13 protein-coding genes are annotated in these 12,127 nt (G+C 51.7%); 6 read left to right on the top strand and 7 right to left on the bottom strand.

Annotated features, from left to right (window positions below; genetic code table 11):
- Positions 1 to 661, bottom strand: a 661-nt coding sequence (locus P8O11_RS07440) for an ABC transporter transmembrane domain-containing protein (RefSeq protein ID WP_300293255.1), incomplete at its 3' end; no start/stop codon positions are given.
- Between the two features lie 67 nt (positions 662 to 728).
- On the bottom strand, positions 729 to 1,760 hold the full coding sequence (locus tag P8O11_RS07445; RefSeq protein WP_300293258.1) for a LysM peptidoglycan-binding domain-containing protein: 1,032 nt from the start codon (positions 1,758 to 1,760) through the stop codon (positions 729 to 731).
- A gap of 101 nt (positions 1,761 to 1,861) precedes the next feature.
- Here P8O11_RS07445 and P8O11_RS07450 point away from each other — a divergent pair, with 101 nt between their 5' ends.
- Positions 1,862 to 2,413 carry a TIGR00730 family Rossman fold protein gene (locus P8O11_RS07450; protein WP_300293260.1) on the top strand — a complete coding sequence of 184 codons (552 nt, stop codon included), beginning with the start codon at positions 1,862 to 1,864 and terminating at the stop codon, positions 2,411 to 2,413.
- On the opposite strand, the gene rarD is transcribed toward P8O11_RS07450, so the two are convergent.
- The gene (gene rarD / locus P8O11_RS07455) at positions 2,389 to 3,381 is read right to left on the bottom strand and encodes an EamA family transporter RarD (protein WP_367186851.1); all 993 of its coding nucleotides are present in this window, start codon (positions 3,379 to 3,381) and stop codon (positions 2,389 to 2,391) included. The genes P8O11_RS07450 and rarD overlap by 25 nt on opposite strands.
- A 6-nt stretch (positions 3,382 to 3,387) precedes the next feature.
- On the opposite strand from rarD, the gene P8O11_RS07460 reads away from it, so the two are divergent.
- The 3 genes from P8O11_RS07460 to ilvN all read left to right on the top strand — a co-directional run bounded on the left by P8O11_RS07460 (position 3,388) and on the right by ilvN (position 7,017).
- A complete protein-coding gene (locus tag P8O11_RS07460; RefSeq protein ID WP_300293262.1) occupies positions 3,388 to 4,215 on the top strand; it encodes an arginyltransferase in 828 nt (275 codons plus the stop codon).
- Between the two features lie 443 nt (positions 4,216 to 4,658).
- Positions 4,659 to 6,413, top strand: coding sequence for an acetolactate synthase 3 large subunit (locus tag P8O11_RS07465; RefSeq protein ID WP_300293264.1), 1,755 nt, complete (start codon positions 4,659 to 4,661; stop codon positions 6,411 to 6,413).
- A gap of 34 nt (positions 6,414 to 6,447) precedes the next feature.
- Positions 6,448 to 7,017 (top strand): acetolactate synthase small subunit, encoded by a 570-nt coding sequence (gene ilvN, locus P8O11_RS07470; protein ID WP_300293266.1) that lies wholly within the window; start codon positions 6,448 to 6,450, stop codon positions 7,015 to 7,017.
- 82 nt (positions 7,018 to 7,099) lie between these two features.
- Here the strand turns inward: ilvN and P8O11_RS07475 are convergent, their stop codons facing one another.
- Positions 7,100 to 7,501: a hypothetical protein gene (locus P8O11_RS07475; protein ID WP_300293268.1), complete on the bottom strand. Its 402-nt coding sequence runs from the start codon at positions 7,499 to 7,501 to the stop codon at positions 7,100 to 7,102.
- Between the two features lie 131 nt (positions 7,502 to 7,632).
- On the opposite strand from P8O11_RS07475, the gene P8O11_RS13770 reads away from it, so the two are divergent.
- A complete protein-coding gene (locus tag P8O11_RS13770) occupies positions 7,633 to 7,851 on the top strand; it encodes a helix-turn-helix domain-containing protein (RefSeq protein ID WP_367186852.1) in 219 nt (72 codons plus the stop codon).
- A gap of 19 nt (positions 7,852 to 7,870) precedes the next feature.
- Positions 7,871 to 8,455: an XRE family transcriptional regulator gene (locus tag P8O11_RS07480; protein ID WP_367186853.1), complete on the top strand. Its 585-nt coding sequence runs from the start codon at positions 7,871 to 7,873 to the stop codon at positions 8,453 to 8,455.
- Here P8O11_RS07480 and P8O11_RS07485 read toward each other — a convergent pair.
- The 3 genes from P8O11_RS07485 to prfB all read right to left on the bottom strand — a co-directional run bounded on the left by P8O11_RS07485 (position 8,452) and on the right by prfB (position 12,074).
- A complete protein-coding gene (locus P8O11_RS07485; protein WP_300293270.1) occupies positions 8,452 to 9,222 on the bottom strand; it encodes a DUF2189 domain-containing protein in 771 nt (256 codons plus the stop codon). The genes P8O11_RS07480 and P8O11_RS07485 overlap by 4 nt on opposite strands.
- A 116-nt stretch (positions 9,223 to 9,338) precedes the next feature.
- Positions 9,339 to 10,772 carry an amidase gene (locus tag P8O11_RS07490; protein WP_300293272.1) on the bottom strand — a complete coding sequence of 478 codons (1,434 nt, stop codon included), beginning with the start codon at positions 10,770 to 10,772 and terminating at the stop codon, positions 9,339 to 9,341.
- A 174-nt stretch (positions 10,773 to 10,946) separates the two neighbouring features.
- A complete protein-coding gene (gene prfB, locus P8O11_RS07495) occupies positions 10,947 to 12,074 on the bottom strand; it encodes a peptide chain release factor 2 (RefSeq protein ID WP_089890300.1) in 1,128 nt (375 codons plus the stop codon).
- Between the last annotated feature and the right edge of the window lie 53 nt (positions 12,075 to 12,127).

The following is a 12,127-nucleotide window of genomic DNA, read 5'->3' on the forward strand; positions in this document are numbered from 1 at the left end:
TCGCCTTTTGGTTGGCATCAGTGTCGCGGTCATTCATTTCGCGGCGCAGCTTTACCCGCCACTCTGTGACCGTGAAGGTAAACCAGACATAGAGAGCGATCGTTCCCACAACCACTGCCAAATACCAGACGTCAAACAGAAAGAAGAATATCCCCGCAACAAGCAGCAATTCCAGAACAAGCGGGCCAACAGAAAACAATAGAAAACGTAGCAAGAAATCAACGCCCTTGACCCCACGTTCAATAATGCGGCTTAGACCACCTGTTTTGCGCGTAATATGATAGCGCATCGAGAGCCTATGAATATGGGTGAAGGTTTCAAGCGCCAGTTTGCGCAGAGCTCTTTGGGCCACCGCCGCAAAGACGCCATCTCTTAGCTGTTGAAATCCTGACGTAAATATACGTGCCATCCCATAGGCGACGGTCAGCCCGACGGCACCGAGAAGGAGGTCTGAAACCCCCTCTTCAGACAAAGCGTTGACAGCGTCACGGTAAATGATTGGCGTGTAAACGGCGATCAGCTTGGATAGGAGCAAGGCCGCCATAGCAATCAACACTCGCCGCTTTACCCAGACTTCACCGTCCGGCCAAAGATAAGGAATGACACGCTTGATGGTGCGCGCACCTGATGCACGTTCTTGTTTTTCTACATCGTCACTCATGCCGATAGGGCCTCTCGCAATTCAAGGCGCAGAGATAGTCCCCTTTCAGGCCGATTGCCAGCCGTGCTCAGTCCGGAAGATCAAAGACTTGCCCGGGATAAATCAAGTCTGGATCACGGATTTGATCTTTATTGGCCTCATAAAGCTGTAGATAAAGCTGTCCTTCGCCATACCTGTCACGCGCAATGGCCCAAAGCGTAGCTCCGGGTTGGACGGTAACAAGCGCCACACCAGCCTCTGAAGTCACTTTTTCGGGGACTTCGCGCTTGAAGGGGGTCTCAACTCGACTTTTTACGAGTCCATCCTCGTCGACCTCGTCGACCCGCAATGTGTATATTCCAGAGTCGACATTGGGCAATTCAGATCGCCACAAGCCATTCGCCTCAATACGCTCTGTCGTCACAGGACGGTTATCGAGGTAGACGCGGACATAGCTATCATTGGAGGCACGGCCTGAAAGCTGGACTTCCCCACTTTCAGAGTAACTAATCGCATCAAGCGCGACTTGGCTCATGATGCTCGGCGCGGCGGGCTGAAGTATTGTAACCCCCTCCGCATCCGCCAAAATCACGGTATTTGACTGGATAGGCGCCGCTGCCTCACGCGTTGTCTGCGTGTTTTCCACAATCGGGTTACCTGCTTGTGTTGGCGCTACGATAATTGTGTTCAGGCTCTCCTGACCACCAGAAGTTCCACGCAAGCTCAAAACACGGGCATCTTGACTGGCAGGCAAATCAGCAAACGCCACAAACTCCCCTGTCGAACCGGCTTGCACCGTCACAACGACATTCCCATCAAGTAAGACCTCAACCAACTCCCCCGGCAAAGCAGTACCAGCAATGAGTGTTTGTCCATTCGGTTCAACCCGTGCGACATCGAATTTGGGCGCAGATTCTCTCAAAGTAGACACGTTTGTCTTTTCTTCAGAAGGCGAAATGGACACGTCTTGTGCAGCGGTGTGCTCTGCCGCTTGGCTGGATGGTTCTTCCAAAGGGCCATCTTTCAAATACATTCCGACCCCTGCCAAAACCAAAACAGCCGCGCCTGATAACGCCAACACAGCCCCATTACTCGCAAAGAAACCCGTTAGTTTGCTCATGGAGTTCCCCAATATTTCCAACCGCGTCTCGCGCGGGTTGAGAGAGCATAGCAAGATGGGTATGAAGGGTCAAAACAAGTCATCAAAAGTGTTAGTGCACCATGACGAAACGATCAATCTGTGTCTATTGCGGCTCACGCGAAGGTGAGAAGGCAGCTTATAAAACGGCAGCGACAGCTCTTGGAGCAGCCTTGGCTGACGAGGGCTGGCGCCTCGTTTATGGGGCTGGAGACATTGGCTTAATGGGCGCCGTGGCCCGTAGCGCTCAAAATGCTGGCGGTGAAACATTCGGAGTGATCCCAACTCATTTGTTAAAGAAAGAGGTCGGCAAAGTTGATCTCACAGAATTCATTGTCACCGAAAACATGCATGAACGTAAGAAAGTTATGTTCATGAATGCTCAAGCAATCATTGTCCTGCCAGGTGGAGCGGGATCGCTTGATGAGTTCTTTGAAGTCTTAACTTGGGGCCAACTTGAGCTTCATTCAAAGCCGATCGTACTGCTAAATGTCGAAAACTATTGGGCCCCACTGATCGCCCTGATGGATCATATCATTGCTGAAGGCTTTGCCGACCCGAGCCTAAAAACTCTTTTTACGGTCTGCATGAGCGTCGATGAAACCGCCGACTATCTACGCGGCGCTCTGTCCTGAAGAAGGCTGGAAGCAGAATATAGTGTTAGGGCGAGCCAAATCAGGCCAAAGGCAATCCCATGCCACAGTCCAAAGGGCTCCCCAAAAATCACCACCGCACAAAAAAATTGCGCAGTCGGGTTGATGTATTGCAACAACCCGACCGTAGAAAGCCTGTTGCGATGCGTCGCATATGAAAACAGCATCAGCGGAGCCGCTGTCAGCACACCTGAAAAAATAAGCATCCCATTTTCCCAAGCTGCGGTTCCAAAATGCCCCTCACCTTTTGAATGAACAAAAGCGAGAACGCCTAATGCGATCGGGAACAAGAGAGCGACCTCTGCAGTAACGGAGACAACTGGCCCCACTAACAGGCGCTTTTTTAAAACGCCATAAATCCCAAAGCTCCCCGCCACCAAAAGCGAAATCCATGGCGCAACTCCTAAACCATAAGTAAGAGTAACAACTCCCAGTGCGGCCAACCCGACAGCGGCCCATTGCGTAGATTGTAATTTCTCTCCAAAGACGAGACGCCCCAGAAGCACGGCAACCAACGGGAAAATATAATACCCCATAGCCGCCTCGACCGCGTAGCCAGCCTGTATCGAGAAAATAAAGGCGAACCAATTTGTGGAAATCATGATCGCCGACAATCCAACCACAAGGACGCCGTTACGGGTCGACAGAAGCGTAAACAATGCCGACAAGCGCCCTTGCGCCAACAAGAGAATAGCAAAGAGAACAAACGACCAGATTGTCCGATGTGCTAAAATTTCAATAGGTGGAATATGCGCCAAGACCTTGTAATATAGAGCTGAGAACCCCCAAATCAGGCAGGCTATGACCATCGCCAATACACCTTTTGTACTTTCGGTCATCATCTTTGATTGTTTCTTTCTGGCTCTGGCTTGCAAATTAAGGTTAACCTGATTTAATTGTTGGAGAATTTTCAACTCGTCGTTATCGTTTGTCGAAATCAGACAGGACATTGGTAAATGCGACACACCTTGCCGCTTGCGCCCCAATTCTACGTGACAGCGCCACAGCCGTGCCCGTATCTCGCGGGGCGGATGGAGCGCAAGCTGTTCACATCGCTTCAGGGCGAGAACGCACAGCAGCTTAATGATGGTTTATCCCAACAAGGTTTTCGCCGCTCCCAGAATGTGTTGTACCGCCCGTCTTGCGCAGATTGTGCTGCGTGCTTATCAGCCCGAATTATTGCGACTGACTTCAAGCCAAGCAAAAGCCAAAAACGTGTCCTAAAAAAGAACACGCATCTTGAGCGCAGAGTCACCTCGCCATGGGCCACAGAAGAGCAATATGATCTCTTCCGTCGCTATCTGGACAGCCGCCACGCAGATGGTGGAATGGCCGATATGGACGTGTTCGAGTTCGCCGCGATGATCGAAGAAACGCCTATTCGCTCGCGTGTGATTGAATACATAGACACAACAACCAAGACTCTCGTTGCAGTCTGCCTCACAGATGTCCTGCAAGACGGGCTTTCAATGGTCTACTCGTTTTTTGACCCTGATTATGAGAGTAGTTCTCTTGGGACATTCATCATCCTTGACCATGTCGAAATCGCTCGTTCAGGCGATTTATCGTATGTGTATCTTGGCTATTGGGTCCCCGGCAGCCCGAAAATGGACTACAAAGCCAAATTTTCAGCGCTTCAGATATACAAACATACCGAATGGACACCGATTGGCAATATCGCCCGTCATGAAGCCGAAACGCACCCACTGTCGACTGCACCGATCGCAGAGCAGGTGGCAAACATATCACTCCCTGACTTGCCAGCCCACAGGATCAAACCTTAACCCTGCCCCAAGGTCTTTGAGCCCTTATTCATCATTTTTCTCAGCCCTCGGCCAGACAGCCCCAAAGCTGATATCCCAAGTACCAGTAAACCACGCAGGTTTGCGGCTGGTAGCGTGCGATTGAGTTCGCAACTGTTATGGCCGAATCCCAAGATCACGCCCCTTTTTTAGATTTTCTGTCCAAAATATTGCCCGCGGCGCAACTTTTGAACAAAAAACATGGCTCCAGAGTTCGATTATTCAGGTTTTGGCGGTTGACGCCCCTAGCAGGCACTTCTAATGTCTCGCAAACGCAGCAAAAAGGCACCCAGCATGGTAGAGCTAGTGGTCATCGTGAGAAAAAGGCGCATGGGCCGGTAACGGAAACCCTTAGGTAACCCCATGCGCCCCCGAAAATCGGGGGTTTTTTTATGCGTAAAACGAAGTTGGAATGGAGCTTGTATATGACACGTCAAATGACCGGCGCAAAAATGATCGTAGAATGCCTGAAAGATCAGGGCGTGGAGGTTATCTTCGGCTACCCTGGTGGAGCTGTGCTTCCCATTTATGACGAGGTGTTCCAACAAAACGGCATTCGCCATGTTCTCGTGCGCCACGAGCAAGGCGCTGTACATGCCGCAGAGGGATATGCCCGCTCGACAGGCAAACCAGGTGTTGTTCTTGTAACATCAGGCCCAGGCGCTACCAACGCCGTAACCGGACTGACGGACGCCCTACTTGATTCAATTCCGATCGTTGTCCTGACAGGACAAGTTCCGACCTTTATGATAGGGACCGACGCATTCCAAGAAGCCGATACGGTTGGCATTACTCGACCCTGTACAAAACACAATTGGTTGGTCCAAGATACGGCCTCCCTTTCAGCAACAATCCACGAGGCGTTCCATGTTGCTACGTCAGGCCGACCGGGCCCAGTTCTGATTGATATCCCCAAAGATGTTCAATTTGCTTCGGCAGACTACACACCCAAGCAGAAAGTCAAAGTAAGCCGCTATCAACCGCCTGTAAAAGGCGACATGGCATCCATCGAGGAACTTGTTGACGCAATCGAAAAGGCTGAAAAGCCAATATTTTATACAGGTGGCGGCGTTATCAACTCGGGCCCAGCAGCCAGCCAACTCTTGCGTGAGCTCGTGGAAGCCACTGGCTTTCCAATCACCTCCACCCTCATGGGCCTCGGCGCCTATCCAGCTTCGGGCGAAAAATGGCTCGGTATGCTCGGAATGCATGGGCTCTATGAAGCCAATATGGCAATGCACGGCTGTGACTTGATGATCAACATTGGCGCGCGATTTGACGACCGCATCACAGGCCGCCTCGACGCCTTCAGCCCCAATTCTCAAAAGGCACATATCGACATTGATCCGTCATCGATCAATAAGGTTATACGTGTAGACATCCCTATTGTTGGTGATGTCGGCCATGTGCTTGAAGATGTTCTCAAAGTGTGGAAGGCGCGCGGCCGCAAAACCAACCGCCCTGCACTTGAGAAATGGTGGTCTAAGATCGAAAACTGGCGCAATGTTGACTGCCTTAAGTTCGAGCAAAAAGGCTCGATCATCAAGCCTCAGCAGGCCCTTGCGCGCCTTGAAGCCCTGACCAAGGATCATGACCGTTACATCTGTACGGAAGTTGGCCAACACCAAATGTGGGCCGCCCAATACCTTGGCTTTGAAGATCCAAACCGCTGGATGACATCAGGTGGCCTCGGGACGATGGGTTATGGCTTCCCTGCGTCAATCGGTGTCCAAATGGCGCATCCTGACAGCTTGGTAATTAACGTAGCTGGTGAAGCAAGCTGGCTGATGAATATGCAAGAAATGGGCACAGCAATTCAGTTCCGCCTGCCCGTCAAGCAATTCATTCTCAACAATGAACGCCTCGGTATGGTCCGTCAGTGGCAAGAATTGCTGCATGGTGAGCGCTATTCGCACTCTTGGAGTGAAGCCCTCCCCGACTTTGTTAAGTTGGCAGAAGCTTTTGGCGCAAAGGGCATCCGTGTGGACGATCCCGCTGATCTGGATGAAGCCATCAAAGAAATGATAGCCTATGACGGTCCCGTTATTTTGGACTGCCTCGTTGAGAAGCACGAAAACTGCTTCCCGATGATCCCGTCAGGAGAGCCTCACAACAAGATGTTGCTCGGTGAATCAAGCACCAAAGATGCAATCGGCACAAGTGGCGCAGTGCTCGTTTGAGCCGCCGAACAGTGTAGAGAAGGAAGGAAGCACAATGTCTGCTCTCAAAATCAAAAAAGGCTCTAACAAGCACTCCGCTTACAACCTGCGCCCAACTTTTAGCGACCACGTTGAAACGCATACTCTCGCGGTCGTGGTGGACAACGAAGCTGGAGTGCTGGCGCGCGTAATCGGTCTGTTCTCAGGGCGAGGCTACAATATCGAAAGCCTGACCGTCGCTGAAATTGATCACGCAGGTCACCGCTCGCGTATCACCATCGTCACAACAGGTACGCCTCAAGTGATTGAACAAATCAAAGCGCAACTGGGACGGATAGTGCCTGTCCACGAGGTGCATGACCTAACAGTGGAAGGCGCGTCAGTTGAGCGTGAGCTTGCATTGCTGAAAGTTGAAGGTACCGGAGATCGCCGCGTTGAAGCGATGAGGCTGGCCGACATTTTCCGAGCCAATGTCGTAGATAGCACGCTTGAGAGCTTTGTTTTTGAAATTACAGGTACACCAGAGAAAATCGACGCCTTTAGCGAACTGATGCGCCCGCTTGGCCTAAGTGAAGTGGCCAGAACCGGTGTCGCAGCGCTCGCACGGGGTAAAATCGCAGGCTAATCCCTTATCTCAGTAAAGTGCAGTTCTAGGCTGTTCGCAATATTGGAAACGGAACAACATTTGAAACAGTTACCTTCAGGGCTTACGAACTTGGAAGCATTGAAGGTGAAGGTTTTTTTGATGTGGGTTCAAGCGCTGCCTTCAAACGTTCGGCGATAGCTGGAGCGTGTTGTTCAGAAATAAGTTCTGGATTGCGCGCCAAGCGCATTGTGTCACCCTCCAAAACTTGGAAATGGACAAGATCTCCAGCGTCCAAAACAGGACCATCGAATACGGAAGAGACGCAGCCTCCATAGAAAGCTAGATCGCCATGATCTTCGCACCAGATCACAGCTTTTTGTTCGTCCGGATCACTCCAAAGAACAACGCCATACATCCAAAAACCCAATCTTTGACAACACATCCTGTTAACACAATTTTTAGAAAATATTCCGCGAAGTGAAACTCTGAAATGAGTGTCGCACTCTTCAAAATTGTGACTCATTCGGAGGCGCCCGACGCTGATTAGCGTCAATGACGACGCGTAATCGCATCGAAAATCATGCAGTTCTTGTTACCATTTAGGTCAATCCCGCGTAAGATTAGATTCGGACAGTGTTAGTATCTCAAGAGTTGATGTTTGTGTCCAAATCACGCGTGCCCCAAAACCCCATTGATCCCGTTCAACTACGAGGTGTGTTCGGCGACAATCTCAAAAAGCTGACAGCGCGCTACCCTTCAGTTGCGAGCCTATGCAGAGAACTCGGCATAAACCGCACGCAATTTAACCGCTACCTAGCGGCCGAGAGCTTTCCACGCCCCGACGTCTTACATAAAATATGCACTTTTTTTTGAAGTTGATGCGCGTATTCTCTTGGAACCCGTCGATAAAGCCCGCGAGGAGCATGACGTTCTTTTCCATCACCCTGCAGTAATAAATTTCCTTGGCAAAACAACTGATCCTGTGTCCTTGGATGAATTTCCAAGTGGATTCTACCGCTTCAGTCGCCCCAGCTTTGTGGAAGACAATCGTTTCGTTATAGGAACCTTTTACGTTTTTCGCACAGACGGACGGGCCTTTGTTAGAGGGTTCGAGTTGCCCGAAGCTATGAATGATCAAGGTCTTTCAATCAGTTCCTACAATCGTGAATTTCGCGGCATCACCCTTAAGCAAGAACAAGGTCTTGTCATATTGGCCGCGCGCCGTGGCGCGACAACATGTTCGTTCAGTTACCTTGCGCGCGTACCGTCTTTTCACAATAATTTCTGGGAAGGCTATGCCACCAGAACTGTCACCGAAAGCATTACCAGCCAGCGCGTGGTTCGCTTTGTCGTCGAACATATCCAAGGTGGTTGGCGAGAAGCTCTTAAAATCACGCGCACCGCAGGTTTTTGCACAGCCGAGGAATTACCAGGCTATCATTCCCGCCTGATGAGAGCGGGGCACCCGTTTCGCTAGGCCCGCGCTTCGGATGCACGGTACAGATGCCAACTGGCATGGCCAAAGAGAGGCAAGACCAGATAGAGGCCTAGGAAAGCAGGCACCATGGCCGCAAACGTGCAAATCGCAATGAATGCGCCCCAAAGCACCATCAGTACCAAATTGCTTTTGACCGCAATAAAGCTAGCAATCATAGCGGTCACAAAATCAACTTCACGGTCCAGCAACATTGGCATGGCGAAAACTGTGATCATAAACAAAAGCAGTGCAAAAAGCCCTCCCACTGCGGTACCCACAGCAAGCATCGTCAGGCCATCAGCAGTGAAATAAACTTCCAAAGAGCTCGACACATTTGTCATCGTGGAAAGCCCTAAAAACAAAGCAAAGATCATGTGAGCGATAAAGAACCAGAATAAGAAAACCATCAAAATAATCACACAAAGGGAAGGCAGTTGGCGGGCAGCCTGGTGCCGCACAACTCCGAATATCTCTGAGAAAACGAGAGGTAGCCCATAGTCTAGGCGATGGCTTACCTCATAGAGCGCAACCGCGGTAAACGGGCCAAAGAGCGGAAACCCGACAGCCGCGAATACAAGCCAATAGCTTTTGCCAGTCGCCATAGTGATCCAGCCCAGCAAAAATCCGAAGGCCACACAGATACTCGCGACGATAACTCCGTATGCTGGAGCCCGCCGCATATCACACCAGCCTTTGTAAATGGCTGCTTTTATGTCGGAAAATGTAACTTGCCCCAGTTCTGGCGCGCCTTGCTCTTTGATGATCATAAGGCCCTCCCCGCCTGCGTTGATCCAGCATAAGACGCAAAGCTGACAATCCCAAAGATGTTTGTTTCAGTCAGCTTTTAACCAAACAATCTCGCGTCAGACACTTATCTCCTAGATCAAGAAAGTGGCGCGCGTGAAAGCGAGTAGTGATAAGCTTTGTGCCAAGCTTGGCCAAGCTGCATGAGCGCAGCATCACTATCACGCGGACCGAAGAGGGAGAGCCCCGCAGGTAGCCCGTTTGCTCCCATATCGAGAGGAATGTTGATACAGGGCAAGCCAATCAGGCCGACAGGCGTAACGATATGCATCCAACGGTGGTAGGTGTCCATCGCCTGCCCTCCTACCTCGTTAGGATAGGTCCACTCGACAGGGAATGGATATAGCTGGGTGGTCGGCAAGACGAGCGCGTCGTATTGCTCAAAAAGCGTTGAGCAAATCTTAAACCAGTCCGAGCGCAGCACTGAAGCACGATGTACGTCCATAGCTGAGAAAGAAAGCCCACGTTCGATCTCCCAGATCGCCTCAGGCTTGAGCTGGTCGCGCTTGGAGGCATCATTGTAAAAAACAGACAGCCCTCCTGCGATCGCCCAAGACCGCAAAGTTGTCCAACTCTCCCAGATCGCGTCAGCTGAAAACGGCGGGGCAACAGGCTCCGCTATGATGCCAAGAGCCTCAAGCTGGGGGATAGCTTCTTCGGAATGAGACATAAGCCCCGCTTCCATTGGAAAGGCTCCACCCCAGTCGCCAAGCCAGCCAATGCGGCGCCCTTTGACAGGCGCATCGATGCTCGGCAGCGTCAAGTCGTATGAAGCCCCATGTGGTTGACGCGGATCAGCACCAGCTTGTGTATCAAGGAGCGCCGCCATGTCACGCGGCGTTCGCGCCATTGGACCCAATGTTGCAAGTTGGTGTAAAAAATTGTCTCCAACAGGCTCGGAAGGCACACGCCCATATGTCGGGCGGAAACCATAGACGTTATTCCAAGCCCCAGGGTTGCGCAGGCTACCCATCATGTCAGACCCATCTGCAACCGAGAGCATCCGCGCGGCAAGCGCCGCTGCAGCCCCGCCAGAAGAGCCGCCTGCGCTCCGTGACAGATCATAGGGATTCCGCGTGGCGCCATGAACAGGGTTGAACGTGTGTGACCCAAGGCCCCATTCTGGTGTATTGGTCTTCCCGATAATAATAGCGCCGGCAGCACGCATGCGCGCAACCACGAGGTCATCTTTGGGTGCAATAGAGTTTGCGAACATTGGGTTTCCCATCGAGGTGGGTAGCCCTTCGGCATTGGCAAGGTCTTTCACGGCCAATGGGATACCATGAAGCCAGCCCTTACGAGGCGTCTCATCCATCACGCGAGCCTCAGCCATCAGTTCATCAGCATCGCGTAAGGACACAATGGCATTGACCTGAGGGTTGACCCTGGCGACCTGAGAAAGTGTCGCTTCCATCAGTTCAGCAGCGCTTAGCTGTCCCTCAGCAATGGCCTGTGACTGATCAAGGGCTGTCATATTTGTGATATCATTCATCGCCGTGTCCTTCTCGCGCATGGTTTATGCTGGCGCGGGTTGGAGCGGAGCGCAAGATACAATCAGACGAAAGCTTCTAAGGCACTAAAGCATTCACTTCAGGTCAGTTAGAAGCTCGCACAAGACAGGCTGTGTACTGGGTTCGGCATGATACTTTGGAGAGCAACAGCGAGCGCTGTTTAAGCAAGCCTCTTGTTAAAAGTCGCCCTGAGCTTCTGAACGAGACTTACCTGCAACATCCATCGCCAGCGTTGCGGCCATCAAGCCGTCAAGATCACCGTCCAAAACCCCTTTGGTATCAGACGTTTCAAAATTGGTGCGCAGATCTTTGACCATCTGGTAGGGTTGCAGGACGTATGAGCGGATTTGGTTTCCCCACCCCGCATCACCTTTGTTCTCATGCATTTCGTTCACAGCAGCGTTGCGGCGATCAAGCTCCATTTGGTAAAGGCGTGATTTGAGCGCTTTCATCGCGATATCGCGGTTTTGGTGTTGGGATTTCTCCGAGCTGGTCACAACAATACCTGTCGGTGCGTGGGTGATACGCACAGCAGAGTCAGTCGTGTTTACGTGCTGCCCGCCTGCCCCAGACGAGCGGTAGGTGTCGATACGGATATCGGCTGGGTTGACTTCAATTTCGATATTGTCATCGACAACAGGGTAAACACCAACTGATGTAAAGGAGGTGTGGCGCTTGGCGGCGCTGTCAAATGGACTAATCCGCACGAGACGGTGCACGCCGCTCTCTGACTTGAGCCAGCCATAGGCATTGTGCCCAGAAATCTTATATGTCGCCGATTTTATGCCAGCCTCTTCTCCCGCGCTCTCGGCTTGGAGTTCGACTTTATAGCCCTTCTTCTCGGCCCAACGCACATACATTCGCGCAAGCATTGAAGCCCAATCGCAGCTCTCCGTGCCCCCTGCACCGGAATTAATCTCCAGGAAGGTGTCATTGGCATCAGCCTCACCATCCAACAGCGCCTCAAGTTCTTTTTCGGCCGCCTTTTTCTTGAGTGATTTCAGAGCCTCTTCAGCCTCTTTTATCACCTCGGCATCGCCCTCCATTTCGCCCAATTCGATCAACTCGATGTTGTCGGACAGATCTCCAGCAATCGTATCATAGCTTTCCATCGCATCAACAAGCGCCTGCCGCTCGCGCATGAGCTTCTGAGCGTTCTCTGGATTGTCCCAAAGAGTTGGGTCTTCCACGCGAGCGTTAAACTCTTCAAGCCTGTGTGGCGCAGTCTCACGATCCATCCGCTGTGCCAAAAGCACCAATGACTTTTCGACTTCGGCAACAATGCCCTGAATTTCTGCGCGCATGGGTCTTCCTTGGATCACGTTTCAGGGACTGATAGCGCAGCCCCGAGCCAGCG

This window comes from Lentibacter sp., from assembly GCF_029254145.1.
Taxonomy (GTDB): Bacteria; Pseudomonadota; Alphaproteobacteria; order Rhodobacterales; family Rhodobacteraceae; genus Lentibacter.

Coding starts and splice junctions, on each gene's coding strand:
- P8O11_RS07450 (WP_300293260.1), top strand. CDS start 1,862: ATGACGAAACGATCAATCTGTGTCTATTGCGGCTCACGCGAAGGTGAG.
- P8O11_RS07465 (WP_300293264.1), top strand. CDS start 4,659: ATGACACGTCAAATGACCGGCGCAAAAATGATCGTAGAATGCCTGAAA.
- prfB (WP_089890300.1), bottom strand. CDS start 12,074: ATGCGCGCAGAAATTCAGGGCATTGTTGCCGAAGTCGAAAAGTCATTG.
- P8O11_RS13770 (WP_367186852.1), top strand. CDS start 7,633: ATGTTTGTGTCCAAATCACGCGTGCCCCAAAACCCCATTGATCCCGTT.
- P8O11_RS07475 (WP_300293268.1), bottom strand. CDS start 7,501: ATGAGTCACAATTTTGAAGAGTGCGACACTCATTTCAGAGTTTCACTT.
- P8O11_RS07490 (WP_300293272.1), bottom strand. CDS start 10,772: ATGCGCGAGAAGGACACGGCGATGAATGATATCACAAATATGACAGCC.
- ilvN (WP_300293266.1), top strand. CDS start 6,448: ATGTCTGCTCTCAAAATCAAAAAAGGCTCTAACAAGCACTCCGCTTAC.
- rarD (WP_367186851.1), bottom strand. CDS start 3,381: ATGTCCTGTCTGATTTCGACAAACGATAACGACGAGTTGAAAATTCTC.
- P8O11_RS07460 (WP_300293262.1), top strand. CDS start 3,388: ATGCGACACACCTTGCCGCTTGCGCCCCAATTCTACGTGACAGCGCCA.
- P8O11_RS07485 (WP_300293270.1), bottom strand. CDS start 9,222: ATGATCATCAAAGAGCAAGGCGCGCCAGAACTGGGGCAAGTTACATTT.
- P8O11_RS07445 (WP_300293258.1), bottom strand. CDS start 1,760: ATGAGCAAACTAACGGGTTTCTTTGCGAGTAATGGGGCTGTGTTGGCG.